The 17,116-nt window shown below is 72.9% G+C and carries 14 protein-coding genes and 1 tRNA gene; 1 reads left to right on the top strand and 14 read right to left on the bottom strand.

The window, feature by feature from the left end; translation table 11 throughout:
- Window positions 1-3: 3 nt before the first annotated feature.
- From AB0E07_RS10960 to AB0E07_RS10945, 4 genes are all read right to left on the bottom strand, one after another.
- Entirely contained in the window at window positions 4-795 is a 792-nt protein-coding gene (locus AB0E07_RS10960; RefSeq protein ID WP_362248464.1) for a S16 family serine protease, read from the bottom strand.
- A 122-nt stretch (window positions 796-917) separates the two neighbouring features.
- Window positions 918-1,559, bottom strand: a complete 642-nt coding sequence (locus AB0E07_RS10955) for a helix-turn-helix domain-containing protein (protein ID WP_362248462.1) — start codon at window positions 1,557-1,559, stop codon at window positions 918-920.
- 309 nt (window positions 1,560-1,868) lie between these two features.
- Entirely contained in the window at window positions 1,869-3,662 is a 1,794-nt protein-coding gene (locus AB0E07_RS10950) for a DEAD/DEAH box helicase (protein WP_362248459.1), read from the bottom strand.
- Between the two features lie 103 nt (window positions 3,663-3,765).
- Complete coding sequence (locus tag AB0E07_RS10945) at window positions 3,766-5,274, bottom strand: MFS transporter (RefSeq protein WP_362248456.1); 1,509 nt, start codon at window positions 5,272-5,274, stop codon at window positions 3,766-3,768.
- A gap of 189 nt (window positions 5,275-5,463) precedes the next feature.
- On the opposite strand from AB0E07_RS10945, the gene AB0E07_RS10940 reads away from it, so the two are divergent.
- Window positions 5,464-5,538 (top strand) — tRNA-Cys (locus AB0E07_RS10940).
- Between the two features lie 73 nt (window positions 5,539-5,611).
- Here the strand turns inward: AB0E07_RS10940 and AB0E07_RS10935 are convergent.
- From AB0E07_RS10935 to AB0E07_RS10890, 10 genes are all read right to left on the bottom strand, one after another.
- Window positions 5,612-6,142 (bottom strand): SUKH-4 family immunity protein, encoded by a 531-nt coding sequence (locus tag AB0E07_RS10935; protein ID WP_362248454.1) that lies wholly within the window; start codon window positions 6,140-6,142, stop codon window positions 5,612-5,614.
- Window positions 6,143-6,222: 80 nt separating this feature from the next.
- On the bottom strand, window positions 6,223-8,535 hold the full coding sequence (locus tag AB0E07_RS10930; RefSeq protein WP_362248451.1) for a molybdopterin cofactor-binding domain-containing protein: 2,313 nt from the start codon (window positions 8,533-8,535) through the stop codon (window positions 6,223-6,225).
- Window positions 8,532-10,172 carry a 2Fe-2S iron-sulfur cluster-binding protein gene (locus AB0E07_RS10925; RefSeq protein ID WP_362248449.1) on the bottom strand — a complete coding sequence of 547 codons (1,641 nt, stop codon included), beginning with the start codon at window positions 10,170-10,172 and terminating at the stop codon, window positions 8,532-8,534. The genes AB0E07_RS10930 and AB0E07_RS10925 overlap by 4 nt, the downstream gene beginning before the upstream one ends.
- Complete coding sequence (locus AB0E07_RS10920) at window positions 10,169-11,062, bottom strand: FAD binding domain-containing protein (RefSeq protein ID WP_362248446.1); 894 nt, start codon at window positions 11,060-11,062, stop codon at window positions 10,169-10,171. Before AB0E07_RS10920 ends, AB0E07_RS10925 begins: the two co-directional genes overlap by 4 nt.
- Before the next feature lie 226 nt (window positions 11,063-11,288).
- A complete protein-coding gene (locus AB0E07_RS10915) occupies window positions 11,289-12,914 on the bottom strand; it encodes a beta-N-acetylhexosaminidase (protein ID WP_362248443.1) in 1,626 nt (541 codons plus the stop codon).
- A gap of 1 nt (window position 12,915) precedes the next feature.
- The gene (locus AB0E07_RS10910) at window positions 12,916-13,761 is read right to left on the bottom strand and encodes a carbohydrate ABC transporter permease (protein WP_362248440.1); all 846 of its coding nucleotides are present in this window, start codon (window positions 13,759-13,761) and stop codon (window positions 12,916-12,918) included.
- Window positions 13,758-14,648: a sugar ABC transporter permease gene (locus AB0E07_RS10905; protein WP_362248437.1), complete on the bottom strand. Its 891-nt coding sequence runs from the start codon at window positions 14,646-14,648 to the stop codon at window positions 13,758-13,760. Before AB0E07_RS10905 ends, AB0E07_RS10910 begins: the two co-directional genes overlap by 4 nt.
- Window positions 14,645-15,940: an extracellular solute-binding protein gene (locus AB0E07_RS10900; protein ID WP_362249051.1), complete on the bottom strand. Its 1,296-nt coding sequence runs from the start codon at window positions 15,938-15,940 to the stop codon at window positions 14,645-14,647. Before AB0E07_RS10900 ends, AB0E07_RS10905 begins: the two co-directional genes overlap by 4 nt.
- 225 nt (window positions 15,941-16,165) lie before the next feature.
- The gene (locus AB0E07_RS10895) at window positions 16,166-16,456 is read right to left on the bottom strand and encodes a DUF3039 domain-containing protein (RefSeq protein WP_351931262.1); all 291 of its coding nucleotides are present in this window, start codon (window positions 16,454-16,456) and stop codon (window positions 16,166-16,168) included.
- Window positions 16,457-16,486: 30 nt separating this feature from the next.
- A complete protein-coding gene (locus AB0E07_RS10890) occupies window positions 16,487-17,059 on the bottom strand; it encodes a YqgE/AlgH family protein (RefSeq protein WP_362248433.1) in 573 nt (190 codons plus the stop codon).
- Window positions 17,060-17,116 lie beyond the last annotated feature (57 nt).

The following is a 17,116-nucleotide window of genomic DNA, read 5'->3' as shown; positions in this document are numbered from 1 at the left end:
GGTTCAGCAGCTCGGGACCTTGCCCTTGCCGGACTCCAGGGCGATCAGGGAGTCGACGGTGGTCTTCAGGGTGGTGACCGGGATCAGGCGCAGCCCCTTCGGCAGCTCGGCCTGCGCGTCGGAGCACTCGGCCTCGGGGACCAGGAACACGGTGGCGCCGTCCCGGTGCGCGGCCTGCGTCTTCAGGGCGACCCCGCCGACCGGGCCGATCTTCCCCTCGGCGTCGATGGTCCCGGTACCGGCGATGGTGCGGCCGCCGGTGAGGTCGCCGCCGGTGCCGTCGCCGTCCAGCTTGTCGACGATGCCGAGGGAGAAGAGCAGACCGGCGCTGGGTCCGCCGACGTCGGCGAGTTCCAGGTCGACCTTGACCTCGGCGGGGTCGAGGTCGAGGTAGTTCAGGGCGGCCTCGGAGGCGGCGTCCTGGGACTCGCGCATCTGCTCGGTGTTGTACTCCTCGATCTCGTCGGTGCTCTTGCCGCCGGGGTAGACGGCGTCCTTGGGCATCACCGCGCGGTCGGTGCGGAACCAGGAGTCGAGCAGGTCGCCCAGGGAGACGTCCACGTCCGGCCCGGTGGCCTCGATGGTCGTCATCCGCAGCTGCCCGGTGGTGTCCCGGGTGGGGGCGCCGGAGATCGTGATCACGGGCTCGCCCTTGTTCTCGCCCAGTACGTTCGCCGTCATGCCGGGCTGCGTCAGCGCGAACGGCAGCGGTACGAGGGCGGCGGCGGCCAGCAGGCCCACGACCGGAAGCGCGCAGACGGCGAGGGCCCGGGGACGGGAGAGACGAGAGAGCACGGAGTCAATCTAACGTGGCCGCCGCCCGCGCTGTCCCGGCCACCCGTCCCGGCGCCCCCGGCGCCCCCTCGGCGCGGTCCCGGCCACCCGTCCCGGTAGCCCCCCGGCGCGGTGCGCGGGCCTCAGCGCAGGGCCTCGGCCACTTCCCGCGCCGCGTCCATCACCCGCGGGCCCACCCGCTCCGGTACCGCGTCCGCCAGCATGACCACGCCGACGCTGCCCTCGACGCCGGTGACCCCGAGCAGCGGGGCGGCGGCTCCGCTCGCGCCGGCCTCCAGTTCGCCGTGGGTCAGGGTGTAGCCGGGTTCCTCCTCGGGCTGGAGGCGGGCCGAGAGGATCGCCTTGCCGGCGGCGCCGCGCTCCAGCGGGTGCCGGAACCCGGCGCGGTAGGCCACGTGGTAGTCGGTCCAGGTCGGCTCCACCACCGCGACGGCGAGGGCCTCCGCGCCGTCCACGAGCGTCAGGTGGGCCGTCGCCCCTATGTCCTCGGCGAGTGAGCGCAGCGCGGGCAGCGCGGCCTCCCGGACCAGCGGGTGCACCTGCCGGCCCAGGCGCAGGACTCCGAGTCCGACCCGTGCCCGGCCGCCCAGGTCGCGGCGGACCAGGGCATGCTGTTCCAGCGTGGCCAGCAACCGGTACACAACGGTCCGGTTGACGCCCAGTTTGTGGGAAAGCTCGGTGACGGTCAGCCCGTGGTCCGTGTCGGCCAGCAGCTTGAGGACACGCAGTCCCCGGTCGAGCGTCTGGGAGGTCTCCGCGGTCACGACGCCCACTCCTTAGTGGTGAGGTCGGCGGCTCTCCGGGCGTATGCGTCACCGAGTCCCGTCGGCGACGCGCTTGTAGAGGCCGCCGATCGGCCGGCGGTCCGGCCAGTCCGGACCGCGTCGCTTCACGGCTGCGCTCCGCGGCGGCGCTGCCACGGGGCGTGTGCGTAGCGGGACATTAGCGAAGGCGGTCCGCTGAGCGGAAGGCTCCGTCCAGAATCCGGGCAACGGCCGATACGGCGCGCCGGTGTTTGTCCTGTTACGTACAGCACCCGTTACGTACAGCGCCAAGCGCCGCGCTCCCGGGGGTCACCGCATGCGGGTGGCCCACTCCTGCACCTTGGCGATGCGCTGGCGCAGCTGTCCCGCGGTCGCCTCCGCGCTCGGCGGTCCCCCGCAGACCCGGCGCAGCTCGGTGTGGATCACACCGTGCGGCTTGCCGCTCTGGTGGACGTAGGCGCTGACCATCGTGTTGAGCTGCTTGCGCAGCTCCATCATCTCCTTGTGCGAGACGACGGGCCGCCGCTCGGCGGGGAGTTCCAGCAGGTCCGCCTCGGAGTCCGGCTTCTTGCGGCTGTGCGCGATCTGGCGGGCCTGCCGCTTCTGGAGCAGCATCTGCACCTGGTCCGGTTCCAGCAGTCCGGGGATGCCGAGGTAGTCCTGCTCCTCCTCGCTGCCGGGGTGGGCCTGCATGCCGAACTCGGCGCCGTCGTAGAGGACCCGGTCGAAGACGGCCTCGGACTCCAGCGCCTCGAAGGAGAACTGCTCCTGCTCGCCGGTGTCCTCGTCCTGCTCCTTGTTCGCCTCCTCCATCTCCTTCTCGGACTCGGCGTAGGGGTCCTCCTCGCCCTCCTTCTTCGGCTTGTCGAGGGCGTGGTCGCGCTCGACCTCCATCTCGTTGGCGAAGGTGAGCAGGTCCGGCACGGTCGGCAGGAAGACGGAGGCGGTCTCGCCGCGGCGGCGGGAGCGCACGAAGCGGCCGACGGCCTGGGCGAAGAACAGCGGGGTGGAGATGGTGGTGGCGTAGACGCCGACGGCGAGCCGCGGTACGTCGACGCCCTCCGACACCATGCGGACGGCGACCATCCACCGGTCGTCGCCCTCGCTGAAGTCGTCGATCCGCTTGGACGCGCCGGTGTCGTCGGACAGGACGAGCGTGGCCTTGCTGCCGGTGATCTCGCGGATGAGCTTGGCGTAGGCGCGGGCGGAGTCCTGGTCGGAGGCGATGACGAGGGCGCCCGCGTCGGGGATGCCCTTGCGGACCTCGGTCAGCCGCTGGTCGGCGGCGCGCAGCACGCTCGGCATCCACTCGCCGCGCGGGTCGAGCGCGGTGCGCCAGGCCTGCGACACGGCGTCCTTGGTCATCGGCTCGCCGAGCCGGGCGGCGATCTCGTCGCCGGCCTTGGTGCGCCAGCGCATGTTGCCGCTGTAGGAGAGGAAGATGACGGGCCGCACGACGCCGTCCCCCAGGGCGGACCCGTAGCCGTAGGTGTAGTCCGCGGCCGACCGCCGGATACCGGCGTTGTCCTCCTCGTACGTGACGAAGGGGATGGGGTTGGTGTCGGACCGGAACGGGGTGCCGGTCAGCGCGAGCCGGCGGGTGGCGGGCTCGAACGCCTCCAGGCAGGCCTCGCCCCAGGACTTGGAGTCACCGGCGTGGTGGATCTCGTCGAGGATGACGAGCGTCTTGCGCTGCTCGACGCGGTTGCGGTGCAGCATGGGCCGTACGCCGACACCGGCGTAGGTCACGGCGACGCCCTGGTAGTCCTTGCCGAGCGGGCCCGCGCTGTACTCCGGGTCCAGCTTGATCCCTATCCGCGCGGCGGCGTCCGCCCACTGCTTCTTCAGGTGCTCGGTCGGCGCGACCACGGTCACCTGCTGGACGACGTGGTGGTGCAGCAGCCAGGAGGCCAGCGTCAGCGCGAAGGTCGTCTTGCCCGCGCCGGGGGTGGCGACCGCGAGGAAGTCACGCGGTTGCTCCTGGATGTACTTCTCCATCGCCCCCTGCTGCCAGGCGCGCAGCTTGCTGGCGGTACCCCACGGGGCCCGGCCGGGGAAGGCGGGGGAAAGGTGGTGGGAGGTGGAGGCGGCGGTAGTAGTCACGGTCTCCGGTTCTCGGCAGCGTACGACGACCGGGTCACCCTACCGGCGCCCGCACCCCGTCAACGCGCGGACGGGGCCGGGTCGCCCTTGGGTGGGACGGAGGTCACAACTCCCGCAGCCGCTCGGCGATCTCCGGGATCGCGTCGGCCGTCGGTGTCGCCGAGGGGGCCGGGCCCGGTCGTGCGGTGAGGCGGGTCGTCACCCACACGCCCGCCAGGGCCACCGCTGCCATCGGCAGGAAGACCGCCGCGAAGGCCGCCGGGTGGGAGCCGGTCGCCCCGGCCGCCGCGTGGCCCGCCGTGCCGCCGCCGAGGGCCGCGAAGGCCGCGCCGCCGAGGGAGAGCAGCACCACGTTGGAGAGGGCGTCGGAGATCTGGAGGGAGGCGGAGTTGGTGCCGGCCTCCTCGGGCGCGGAGAGCTTCAGCAGCAGCACGCTGGCGGAGGAGATCACCAGGCCCATGCCGAAGCAGCCGACCGCCCAGGCCGCGGCCAGCGTCCAGACCGGCACGGACTCGATCAGCACGCTCGGCGCGGCGGCGATGGCCGCGGCCACCAGCACCATCCCGAACGTCGTCAGCCGGTCCCGGTACGGCTCCAGGCGCGGCCGGGACTGCACCCAGGAACCGGCGGCCCAGGTCAGGCCGCCCGCCGCGAGGGAGAAGCCGGCCAGCGTCGGCGACAGCCCCCGCTGGGTGACCAGCATCAGCGGGACGAAGGACTCGGCGGCGATGAACGACCCGGAGGCCACGCCGCGCAGCAGCACGACGGAGGGCAGCCCGCGGGCGGCCCGGTAGGTGCCGCGCGGCAGCAGGCCGAGGACGGCCGGGACCAGCAGGGCGGCGCCCGCGGCGGCGGGCAGCAGGGACAGCGGGCGCAGGTCCTGGGCGGCGTACTGGAGGAGTCCCGCGCCCAGGGAGATGCCGAGGGCGAGCCGGATGCGGCGGCGGTCGAAGGAGGGGTCCGTACCGGCCACCGGACCTGAGGCCCGCTGCCTTATCTGCGGCAGGGCGAGCGCGAGCGGGAAGACCACGAGCGCCGGGATCCCGAGGAACACCCAGCGCCAGCCGATGTGCTCGGTCACGGCGCCGGAGGCGAGCGGGCCCACGATCGACGGCACGACCCAGCTGGCGGCGAACGCGGCCACGATGGCGGGCCGCAGCCGTTCCGGGTAGGCGCGCCCGATCACGACGTACAGCCCGACGATCACCAGGCCGCCGCCGAGCCCCTGCACGGCCCGGCCGAGGACGAACAGCCACATCGCGCCGGCCGTCCCCGCGAGCAGCAGTCCGGCGGCGAAAGCGGCGATGCCGGCCGTCACCGGCCCGACGGGGCCGCGCCGGTCCGCCCACTGCCCGGCGAGCACCATCCCGAACAGCGAGGTGGTGAAGAACCCCGAGAACGCGAACGCGTACAGGGACACCCCGTCCAGTTCGCGGGCCGCGACCGGCATGGCCGTGCCCACGGCCGTGGCCTCGAAGGCGATCAGCAGGACGACGGAGACGATCCCGATGCTCAGCGCCCGGTAGGAGCGGCTCAGCACGGTCTCGGTCCCGAGGGCGTCGGGCGGCGCGGCGGGGGCGACGTCGGTGTCGCGGGGGTCGAGGGCGGTCATGCCCGTCAGCGTAAGGCGCAACCACCGCTTTTACCCCTGTCCGAAGGTCGTCCGCCTCTGAGACCTTGGTCGTAGGACCGGCCGCCTCCGACCCGCGTTTCATGAACGCGGTATGGCGGTCCTGTTGCACCGCCCGGTGATCCCTTGAACCCCTCCCCCGCGCCCGCCTACGGTCGGATCACCGAACACGGCCGTGTGCCCGAGTGGTTCAGGGGCTCGCCTGCAAAGCGAGTTACGTGGGTTCGAATCCCGCCACGGCCTCCAGGTCCTGCGAGTCCCGCAGGGCCCGCAAGTCCCCCGCCCGTCCCGGGTGCGGCGCATCCCGGCGTCGTGTCCGTCAGGCTCCCGCCGGATCCCGGTGCAGGAGCCACAGGGTGAAGGCCAGGGTGGAGACGTCGGCGTCCCGTGCGTGGGGCGTCGGGTCCGCCGGGGTGCGGGTCAGCAGGGTGCCCGTCGTGCCGTGCAGGAGCACGGTGGTGGGGGCCGCCGGCCCGTCCAGGTGGCCGAGGACGATCAGGTGGTCCGCGTCGGGCGGGAGGTCCGGGGCGGCATCGTCCGCGTGGGCCTCCGTCAGCGTCGGCAGCACCGCCTCCGTGTCCAGCCGGAACAGGGCGTGCTCCTCGGGCAGGCCCGTCTCGCGCAGGAAGCGACGGGTCGGCTCGTGGGTGAGCGTCGCCGGGAAGTCGACGTCCTCGAAACGCACCAGCCGGCCGCGCCCGAACTCCTCGGCGAGGAGTCTGCGCGGGACCGACACGGCGAGGCCGGACGCCTCCCGGCGGTCCGGCTCCGGGCCCGCGACCAGGGCCAGCGTGGTGAGCAGCCGCTCCCCGCAGCGCGGCGGCTCCGGCCTGGTCAGCGTCGCGATCATGGTGTTCCCCCGTTCGTGCCCCGACACTGCGAAGCACTCGGAACACTACGCCGCACCACTGACAACGCCCGATCAGCGCCTCACGTGCCGCCGGTCACCACGGCCGCCTGCGGACGGATCGGCAGCCGGTTGACCGGACGGCCCGTCGCCGCGCGCACGGCGGAGGCGATGGCGGCCGGGGAGGTCACCACCGGCGCCGCGCTGACCGGCTTCGCGCCGAACGGCGCGACCACGTCCCGCTCCTCCACCAGCTTCACGATCCGGATGTCCGGCGCGTCCAGCGCGGTCGGCAGGGCGTACCCGGTCAGGTCGGGGTGCCGGATCGCGCCGCGGGCGGTGCGCAGGTTCTCCGTGAGCGCTATGCCGACGCCCTGCGTGACGCCCGCCTCGATCCGCGCCGCCAGCTGGGCGGGGTTCAGCACCCGGCCCACGTCCTGGGCGAGGGCCATCTCCACCACCCGGACCGAGCCGAGTTCGATGTCGACGTCCACGACCGCGCGGATCGCGCAGAAGGCGAGGCCGACGAAGGCGTCGCCCTGGCCGTGCTCGTCGAGCGGCTCGGTGGGGTGCGGACGGCACTGCGCGGTCGCCCACAGCTCCTTGCCGTCCATCGCCTCGGTCACGGTCGTCGACAGCACGCCGTCGTACGAGGTGATCTTGCCGTCGGTGATCTGGAGCAGCTCGGTGGACATGCCGAACTTGTGCGCCAGCGGCTGGAGGAGCTGGGTACGGACCATCTTCGCCGCGCGCTCCACCGCGCCGCCCGAGACCCAGGTGTGCCGGCCGCGGCAGCCCGCGCCCGCGGGCGGCTGGTCGGTGTCGACGGGGGCGACATGGACCTCGTCGATGCCGAGGGTCTCCTGGACGATCTGCCGGGCCAGCGTCGTGAAGCCCTGCCCCGTCTCGACCGCCGCGCACAGGACGGTGGCGATCCCGTCCTGGACCTTGACGGTCGCCGTGGAGACCTCGTCCGCGCCCTCCGCGCCCAGCATGTGCACCATGGCGAGCCCGTAGCCCACACCGCGGCGCACCGCGCCGGGTTCGCCCGCGCCCTCGGGCCCGCCGGGCAGCAGCCACTCGTCCTCGGGGGTGTCCTTGGGCAGCGGCGGCAGCGGGAAGTCCCGGACCGCCTGGAGGAGTTCGGCGACCGGCGCCGGGCAGGTGACGGTCTGCCCGGTGGGCAGGACGTCACCGGTGGCGAGCGCGTTGCTCAGCCGGAGTTCCGCCGGGTCGACGCCGAGCTTCTTGGCCAGCTTGTCCATCTGGGCCTCGTAGGCGGCGGCGACCTGCATGGCGCCCTCTCCGCGTACGTGGCCGGACGGCGGGTTGTTGGTGCGGACCGCCCAGCCCTCGATGAAGGCGTTGGGCACCACGTACGGGCCGCAGGCGAACGAGACCGCGGCGGCCAGCGCCTCGGCGGAGGTGTCCGCGTACGCGCCCGCGTCGAGCAGGATCTGCGCCTCGACCTTCACCAGCCGGCCGTCGGCGTCGGCGTGGTGGCGGTAGCGCAGCAGCGTGGGGTGGCGGTGGACGTGCCCGAGGAAGGACTCCTCGCGGGTCGCCGTCAGCTTCACCGGGCAGCCGGTCTTCAGTGCCAGCAGACCGAGCGGGAGCTGGAAGCCCTGGTCCTCGCGGTCGGCCGTGGCGCCGGGGACACCGGTGACGACGATCTTCACACGGTCGGGGGCCAGGCCGTAGCAGGCGGCGGCGGCATCGCGGTCGGCGTGCGGGTCGGTGGAGGCCAGGTACAGCTCCACTCCGCCGTCCGGACGCGGCACCGCGAGGCCGGCCTCCGCGCCGATGGGCGCCGGGTCCTGGCGGCCGATGCGGTACAGGCCCTCCACGACGATCTCGGCGGCCGCCTCGGGGTCGCCGTGGCGCAGCGGGATGTGCCGGATCAGGTTGCCGTCGGGGTGCAGCGGCTCGGCCTCGAAGGCCAGTTCGGGGTCGGTGACCGGGTCGAGCACCTCGTACTCGACGATGACGGCCGCGGCGGCCATGCGCGCGGTGTCGGGGTGGTCGGCGGCGACGGCGGCGATGGGCTCGCCGTGGTGGCGCACCACCTCGGAGGCGAACACCGGGCGGTCCGCCGTGCCGCGGCCGTGCAGGGGCGTGCCGGGGACGTCCTCGTGGGTGACGACGGCGTGCACGCCGGGCATCTCGCGCGCGTGGCTGGTGTCGATGGACACGATGCGCGCGTGCGCGTGCGGGGCGCGCAGCACGGCCGCCCACAGCAGTCCCTCGGCCCACAGGTCGGCCGCGTAGGGGAAGGTGCCCTCGGTCTTGGCGCGGGCGTCGGCGGCCGCCAGGGACGCGCCGAGGCCGTGCGGGATCGGCTCGGGGGCGGGGGCTGCCTCCGCGGGAGTGGGCGCGGTGACGGCTTCGTTGCTCACGCCTGGCCTCCGTCCTGTCCGTACGCCTGGTCATGCGGTGCCGGGGAGCCGGTGCCCTCGAACGCCGACGCGTGGACCCCGCCCGCCCCGGGGCCCGCCTGGTGCGGGATCCGTGCCTCTTCGGAGTCGTCCTCGTCGGCGGCGCTGTGCGCCTCGCGTTCGGCGACGACGTCCTTGACGGCGTCGACGACACCCCGGTAGCCGGAGCAGCGGCAGAGGTTGCCGCAGAGCGCCTGCCGGGTCTCCAGTTCGGTGGGGGCGGGGTTGCCCTCCAGCAGGTCGTGCACGGTCATCGCCATGCCGGGCACGCAGAAGCCGCACTGCACGGCGCCGCAGCGGGCGAGGGCGCGCTGCACGTCGGAGGGCTGTCCGTCGACGGCGAGGCCCTCGACGGTACGGACCTCGCTGCCGGCGGCGGTCACGGCGGGCACCAGGCAGGAGGCGACGAGCCGCCCGTCGACCTGGACGTTGCAGGCGCCGCACTCGCCCTGCGAGCAGCCGTCCTTGGCGCCCGCGAGACCGAGCCGCTCGCGCAGCACGTACAGCAGCGACTCGCCGATCCAGGCGTCCGTGACGGGCCGGTCGACGCCGTTGACCCGCAGCACGTAGGAGGCGAGGGGGTGTTCCTCCCCGGGCAGGGAGGGCTCGGCGGCCGCCTCGGTGTCCCCGTCGGCGAAGTCCGGGGAGTCCCCGGTCTCCGCGGTCTCCGAGGTGCCCGCGGTGTCGCCCGTGGCAGCGAAGTCCGGTGACTCCGGGGCCTCCTGTGGGCCCTCCGCGGCGTTCTCCGGCTCGTGGGCGTCCTCGTCGGCCCCGTCGGCCTCACGGGCCTCCGGAGCGCCCTGTGAGCCCGCTGGGGCGCCCTCGTGGGCCTCCTGCGCGTGCTGCGCGGGTACGGGCCCGCCGGGCGCGTGCGCGTGCGGGGCGTCCGGCTCGCCGGTGTGCTCGGCGGGCGCGTCGGCCGGCCGGCCCCACGGCTCGCCGATCGACTGGTTCGCCCAGGGCGCGGGCGCGCCGCCGGGCAGGGTGGCGGGCGCATTGCCGCCCCACTGCTCCACCAGCGACGACGTGGTGAACTCGCCCGATTCGTCGGGAAGGTCGCCGCCCGCGAGGGGGATCGACCACTGCCCGGTGACATGCTGGCCGGCGTCCTCACGACCGCCGCCGTCATGCCCGGCGCCCGGGTGGCCGCCGCCCGGGTGGCCGGGCGCGTCGCCGGCGCCGGAGGCGTCCTCGAAGGTCCACTGTCCGGTGTTGCCGGGGTGGTAGGTGAACCGGTCGTCGCCGGCCTCCTCGCCGCCGACACCGCCCGCACCACCCGCACCGCCCGCACCACCCGCGCCGCCCGGGTGCCCGGTGTTCGCCTCGGGCCACTGGACGCCGCCCGCGGGCATCGACCAGGTGCCGGTGGCCGCCGGGTCGGTGCCCGCGGTGCCGGTGGGCGTGACCGTGATGGGCGGCGGCACATAGCCGTGGCCGGGCGCGGCCAGGGGGCTGTCCAGCCCGGCCAGCAGGGCGTCGATGCCGCCCTCGGGGAGCTTGACGAAGGCGGTCGCCCCGTCGTCGTAGTCGCCCTGCGGCAGCGGATCCCAGCGGGCGGGCCCCTGCGGGGCGCCCTCTCCGTGCTGGTCGTCGGTCACGACAGCGCCCTCCCCAGTGCTCGTCGGGCCAGCGCGGCGACGGTCCGCCGCAGGTGCAGTACGGCGGGCGGAAGCGGGTCCACGGTGCCGTCCTCGGCCGGCACCGGATCGGGGATGCAGGCCGCGGCGACGTACTCGCCGAAGGCGGCCAGCGCCTCCGGGACGATGGCGCGGTCGTTGTCCCAGTCGATCAGCTGCGCGACCCAGTTCTCGGCGTCCAGGGGCCGCAGCGGCATCGGCGCTATGGCACCCACGGCGCAGCGCACGCCCCGGCGCGCGGGGTCGAGGACGAGGGCGACGGAGGCCGTGGCCCGGCCGGGCCCGGTCCGCCCGGTCGCCTTGAGGAAGACCTGGGGGGCGTGCAGCAGCGGCACGCGCACGTAGCCGATGAGTTCGCCGGCCCGGAGCATCTCCATCCCGGCCAGCAGGTGCGACACCGGGATCTCCCGGCGGGCCCCGTGCTCCCCCGCGACGATCAGCGTCGCCTCCAGGGCGGCCAGCACCGGCAGCGCGTCACCGGTGGGCGCGGCGGTGGCGATGTTGCCGCCGAGGGTTCCGGCGTTGCGGATCTGCGGCGGGCCGGCGGCGCGCGCGGACGCGGCGAGCGCCGGGATCAGGGCCGCGAAGTCCGGGCGGCCCATGCGCGCGTGGGTGAGTCCGGCGCCCAGCAGGGCGTGCCCGTCCTGGTACTGCCAGCCGCGGATCTCGCTGATCCGGCCGAGGCCGACCAGCGCGGTCGGCCTGAGCTGTCCGGAGTTGACGGCGGCCATGAGGTCGGTGCCGCCGGCCACGGGGACGGCGGCGGGCATGGCGGTCAGCGCCGCCACGGCCTCGTCGAGTGTCGTGGGCAGCGTGACGGCCTGCCCCGCCTGCGGTGCGTGCGTGGTCAAACCGGCTGCCCCTTCCCGCTGCCCCACCTGGTCCCACCTGTTGCTGCCGTACGGTACGTGCTGACAGGGCGGACGTGGCAACTCTGGCACATCTTCGCGGGAGCCGAACGCGGGGGTCCGCTAGGAGGCATTCGCCCACTTCACCGGCGAGATGGTCCGTTTTGGCACATCTTCGCCGGTGGGCGGGAATTGCCACTCTTCGGTGATTCCTGGCGCGGTTCCTCCGCTACCTCTTCGGAGGCGTTCCCTCCATGGGCCGGCCGAGCACTCCGGGGCGCCGCTGCCACGGCAGCGGTCCGGACGGCGGCCGGTAGGCGACCCCGAGGGCGTCGAGCCGCCGGTAGTGGACCGCCATGCGCCGCTCGAAGCCGGCGAAGTCCCGTTCCCCGGGCGCCGGAAGGTCGCTCCAGGCCACCTCGGCGAAGGCCGCGAGCCGGGGGAACACCTGGTAGTCCACGCGCGCCTGGTCCTCCATCACCTCGGTCCACACGTTGGCCTGCGTACCGAGCACATGGCGGGCCTCCGCCTCGGTCAGCTCCGCGGGCACCGGCTCGAAGCGGTAGACGTCCTCCAGGGTGCGGACGTAGGCGATCGGTACCGGTTCGCCCTCTTCCGGTGCCTGCCGGTAGTCCAGGTACACGTGCTGCTCGGGGCACATGACGACGTCGTGGCCCGCGCGGGCGGCGGCGATCCCGCCCCCGTACCCGCGCCACGAGGAGACCGCGGCGCCCGGGGCGAGGCCGCCTTCCAGGATCTCGTCCCAGCCGATGAGCCGGCGCCCGCGCGCGGAGAGCCAGGTGTCGAAGTGCCCGATGAACCAGGCCTGGAGTTCGTCCTCGCCGGACAGACCGAGTTCCGCGATACGGGCCTGCGCGGCCGGGGAGCCGCGCCACTGCTCCTTGGGGCATTCGTCGCCGCCGACATGGACGAACTCCGAGGGGAACAGCTCCAGGAGTTCCTCGAACACCCCCTCGTAGAAGCGCAGGGTGCGGTCGGTGGGGGCGAGTACGTTGGCGGAGATTCCCCAGTCGTCCCAGACGCCCAGGGAGGCGGTGTCGACGACGTCGGTGTTGCCGAGTTCCGGGTACGCGGCGATGGCGGCCTGGGAGTGGCCGGGTACGTCGATTTCGGGGACGACGGTGATATGCCGCTCGGCGGCGTAGGCGACGATCTCCCGGATGTCGTCCTGGGTGTAGTAACCGCCGTGCGGCTTCTCCTCCCACAGCGGTGAGGCGCGGTGGCCGAATTTCGTGCGGGGCCGCCAGGAACCGACCTCGGTGAGCCGGGGGTACTTCCTGATCTCGACGCGCCAGCCCTGGTCGTCGCTCAAGTGGAAGTGGAGGACGTTGAGTTTGTGCGCGGCCATCAGATCCAGGTAGTGCAGGACGCCTTCCTTGGGCATGAAGTGCCGGGCCACGTCGAGCATCAGGCCGCGCCAGCGGAACCGGGGCGCGTCCTCGACGGTGACCTGGGGCACCGCCCACACGCGGGCGGGGTCCAGCGGTGCCCTGCGGTGGGCGTCGGGGCCGAGGAGCTGACGCAGGGTCTGGGCGCCGTGGACGACGCCGGCCGCGTCGCCGCCCTCGATGACCACACCGTCGTCGCCGCCGGTCAGGCGGTACTCCTCGGGGCCGAGTGCCGGGTCGAGCAGCAGCGCGATGCCGTCGCCGCGGGCCTCGGCCGGCTCCCGCGCCTCGCGCAGCGGCAGCCCGGTGGACTGTCTGAGGACGGCCGTCAGCCAGTGGCCGGCGCGCTCCGTCCCGGGGGCGGCGTAGAGCCGGGAGCGCGCGGTCAGCCGCACCTCGCCGGAGCCCTCGGCGACCTTGCGGGGAGCCGGAATCAGTTCGGTCACGTCAGTCCTTTACCGCTCCGCCCAGTCCGGAGACCAGCCGTCGCTGTACGAGTACGAAGAACACCAGCACCGGAATCGTCATCACCGTGGAGGCGGCCATCACGCCGCCCCAGTCCGGCTCGTCCGGCTTGTAGAAGACCAGCAGCGCCATCGGCAGGGTGGACTGCGAAGTGTCGCTGATGATGAACGACTTGGCGAAGAGGAAGTCGTTCCAGGCGGAGATGAAGGAAAAGACGCTCGTGGCCACCAGGCCGGGCAGCACGAGCGGGAAAAGGATCTGCCACAGGAATCGCGCCCGGCTCGCCCCGTCCAGGTACGCGGCCTCCTCCAGGGACTCCGGTACCGCCTTCACGAAGCCGCGCAGCATCCAGATCGCGAAGGGCAGCGAGAAGGCGATGTGCGGGAGGATCAGCGAGCCCAGCGTGTTCAGCTGACCGGCGTCCCGCATGAGGAAGAACAGCGGGATCGTGAGGGCCTCGACGGGCACCGTCTGGGCCACCAGAAACATGACCAGCAGGGTGGTCCGGAAGCGGAACCGGAATCGGGTCACGGCGGTCGCCGCGAGAAAGGCGATGAGTGCCGAGGCGATCACCACGGCCCCCGCGACGACAAGGCTGTTGACGAAATACCGGCCGAATTCCTGTTGTTCGAACACGCGCCGGAAGGAATCCAGGGAGGGCGCGGTCGTCCAGGGCCGGGCCTCGGTCGACTCGATCTCCCCGGCCGGTTTGAAGGCGCTGAGCACCATCCAGTAGAGCGGGAAGGCGACCACGGCGGCGATCAGCAGGGCGGCGGTCTCGGCGGCGAACCGCCACGGGCGGGCCACAAGGCCCCGAAGAGGATTCACAGCTCCTCCCCCTGGCGGCGCAGCAGTCGCAGGTACCCGAGGGTCACGGTGAGCAGGATCAGCAGCATCACGACGCCGATCGCGGAGCCCAGGCCGTACTCGGAGGAAGCGAAGGCCCGTTGGTAGGCGTACACGTTGAGCACCAGGTTCTGGCCTGCGATGCCGCCGCCGTTGGTCATGACGTAGATCTGGGTGAAGACCTTGAAGTCCCAGATGACCGACTGGATGGTGACCACGACCAGGATCGGCCGCAGGATCGGGGTGAGCACGGACCGCCAGATCCGCCACTGCGAGGCGCCGTCCAGGGCGGCGGCCTCCAGCACCTCGGCCGGTACGGCGCGGATGCCGGCGTAGACGGTGACCATCACGAACGGGAAGGAGCACCAGACCACTTCGAGCAGGACGAGCAGGAAGGCGCTGTACCTCCCGTAGGTCCACGAGTGGTCGCCGAGGCCGAGGATCCGGTTGACGGGCCCGAAGTCGGCGTCGAAGAGCAGCAGCCAGACGGTCGAGCCGGTGACCGCCGGGGTGGCCCAGGCCCCGAGGGCGGCCAGCATCAGCACCAGCCGGGGCACGGCCCGTACCCGGGTGAGCAGGACCGCGAGGGCGCATCCGACGGCGAGGGTCGACACCACGCAGGCGGCGGCGAACACCACGGTGGCCAGCAGGACCTCCCAGAACTGGGGGTCCCCGAACAGTTCGGCGTAGTTCCCGAGCCCTTCGAAGGTGGTCGGCTCGCCGCCGCTGACCTGGGCCTGGGTGTAGTGGAAGAGGGAGATCAGGCCGAGCTGGTAGATGGGGTAGGCGAGCAGTCCGCCGAGGACGACCAGGGCGGGGACGAGATAGAGCCAGGGGGTCCAGGTGGTGCGGTGGGTCACCGAGGTCACCCGGCGGACCCGAACGCGTCGTTCATCTTCGCCGCCGCGTCCCCGGACGCCTCGGCGACCGACTTCCGGCCGCTGACGATCTCCTGGAACATGGTCGGCAGGACCAGCGAGGAGTCGATCCCGGACCAGGCCGGTGAGGCCGGCACGAACTTCGTGCCCGGTGCGAGGGTCTCGACGAAGGGCTTCACGAACGGCTCCTCCGCCGCCGCCTGCTGCCGTACGTCGGAGTAGGTGGGCAGGAAGCCCATCGCGTCGAACATCTCCGCCTGGGTCCGCTTCGACGCCAGCCGCCGCGTCAGGTCGACCGCGAGGGTGCGGTGCGAGGTGCTCCTGAGCACGCCGAGGTTGTTGCCGCCCGCGAAGGCCGGAGCGGTCTCGCCCTCCTTCACCCCGGGCAGCGGGACGACCGCGTACTTGCCCTTGACCTCGCCCGCCTCCACGGCCGCGTGGCTGAAGTCGCCGCCGATCGCCATGCCCGCCTTGCCGGACGCGAACGCGGTCACGGTGTCGTTGCCGCCCATCCCCGCGCAGGTCTTCGCGGGACAGTTGTCGTCACCGAAGAGCGAGGTGTACGCCTTGATGCCCTTCCGCGCGGCGGGGCTGTCGATGGCGGAGGCGTACGAGCCGCCCTCGCCGGTGGCGAGTTCGCCGCCGTGGGCCCAGACGAAGGGCATGGCGCCGTAGGTGTACGCGCCGCCGACGGCGAGGCCGTACAGGTCGGGCTCGGCGGCCCGTATCTCCTTGGCGGTGGCGATGAGTTCGGCCTGGGTGCGCGGGACGTCGAGGCCGAGGTCCTCGAAGACGTCGGTGCGGTAGTACAGGGCGCGGACGCCGACGAAGTAGGGGGCGCCGTAGACCTTTCCGTCGACGGTGACCGACTGCCGGGCGGTGGGGTCGGTGTCCGCGGTCTCGTCCCAGGCGCCGAACTCCTCGGTGATGTCGAGGAGTCCGCCGTCCTTCACATAGCCCGCGGTGTCGGTGTTGCCGTACTCGATGACGTCGGGGGCGCTCTTCGGGTCGTTGAAGGCGGCCTTGATGCGCTGGGCGCGGGTCTCGACGGGGATGTACTCGACCGTGACGTCCGTGTCCGCGTGCTCCTTCTCGAAGGCGGCGAGGACGGAGTCGACGACCTTCTCCTTCGGCTTGTTGCCGACCTCCTGGAAGAGCCAGACGCGGAGCGTGCCGGTCCGCTCGTCCTGGTCGGAGGCGGAGTTGTCGGACGTCCGGGGCGTACAGGCGGCGAGCACCGCGGCGGCGGCCAGGACGGCCGCGAGGCGCGGGGCGGACTTCACGGGCTTCACGGACTTCACGGACTTCATGCAGTGAACCTCCGGACACAGGGAGCACGTTGCATCATGTGCAACGTTCGTTTCGCCATGCACAACCCTCCGGAGGCTAGGGAGTGCAGGAACATGTCCACAAGAGGTCTCAACCAGTTCGTGACACGCGAGAGGCCCCCGGTCGCGCCTGAGCGCGGCCCGGGGGCCTCTCGTGGATCGTCGGACGACGAGCGGGGACTACTTCTTCTTGTCGCCGCCCTTGCCCTTGTCGTCGCCGCCGGAGCCCATGGACTCGTAGATCTCCTTGCACATGGGACACACGGGGTACTTCTTCGGGTCGCGGCCGGGCACCCAGACCTTGCCGCACAGCGCCACGACGGGAGTCCCGTCGAGGGCGCTCGCCATGATCTTGTCCTTCTGGACGTAGTGGGCGAAGCGCTCGTGGTCGCCGTCGCCGTGGGACACCTGCGGCGTCGGCTCTACGAGTGTCCCCGTACCAGTCCCGCGCTCGGGCTCAAGAGTGCTCATAACAACCAAGAGTACTGAAGCTCACAGGGGTCAGTTGAGCGAAGGGTCGTCGGGATACGTGGCCACCATCGCGAGTTCGTTGCGCTGGCGGCGCAGGACCGACCGCCAGAGTCTCTCGGGGGCCGGCGAGGAGACGTCACCGGGCTCCGACTCCACGACGTACCAGGCGCCCTCCACCAGCTCGTCCTCCAGCTGGCCCGGTCCCCAGCCCGCGTACCCGGCGAAGATCCGCAGCGAGCCGAGCGCCGAGGCGAGCAGTTCGGGCGGCGCCTCCAGGTCCACGAGTCCGATCGCGCCGTGCACCCGGCGCCAGCCCAGCGGGACCGTGTCGCCGGCCGCGCCGCCCGGGATGACGGCGACCCCGAGCGCGGAGTCCAGCGAGACCGGGCCGCCCTGGAAGACCACCCCGGGTTCACCGGCCAGGTCGCCCCAGCCCTCCAGGATGTCGCCGACGCCCACCGGGGTCGGACGGTTGAGGACGACACCCAGCGAGCCCTCCTCGTCGTGGTCGAGAAGGAGCACCACCGCACGGTCGAAGTTCGGGTCCGCCAGGGCGGGCGTTGCCACGAGCAACCGCCCTGTGAGCGAGGACACCTCGGTCATGCCAGACATGATCCCGCATCTTTCCCCCGCATGGGGAGGCAATCCCGGTAAGGGAGT

The organism is Streptomyces sp. NPDC048002, from assembly GCF_040653275.1.
GTDB lineage: Bacteria > Actinomycetota > Actinomycetes > Streptomycetales > Streptomycetaceae > Streptomyces.
Note: the sequence above shows the minus strand (reverse complement) of the source record. Positions and strands in the feature narration are given on the sequence as shown.

Bases quoted from the DNA above. Each gene is read 5' to 3' on its own strand.
- AB0E07_RS10935 (WP_362248454.1), bottom strand. From the start codon at position 6,142: ATGATCGCGACGCTGACCAGGCCGGAGCCGCCGCGCTGCGGGGAGCGG.
- AB0E07_RS10890 (WP_362248433.1), bottom strand. From the start codon at position 17,059: ATGACCGAGGTGTCCTCGCTCACAGGGCGGTTGCTCGTGGCAACGCCC.
- AB0E07_RS10945 (WP_362248456.1), bottom strand. From the start codon at position 5,274: ATGACCGCCCTCGACCCCCGCGACACCGACGTCGCCCCCGCCGCGCCG.
- AB0E07_RS10895 (WP_351931262.1), bottom strand. From the start codon at position 16,456: ATGAGCACTCTTGAGCCCGAGCGCGGGACTGGTACGGGGACACTCGTA.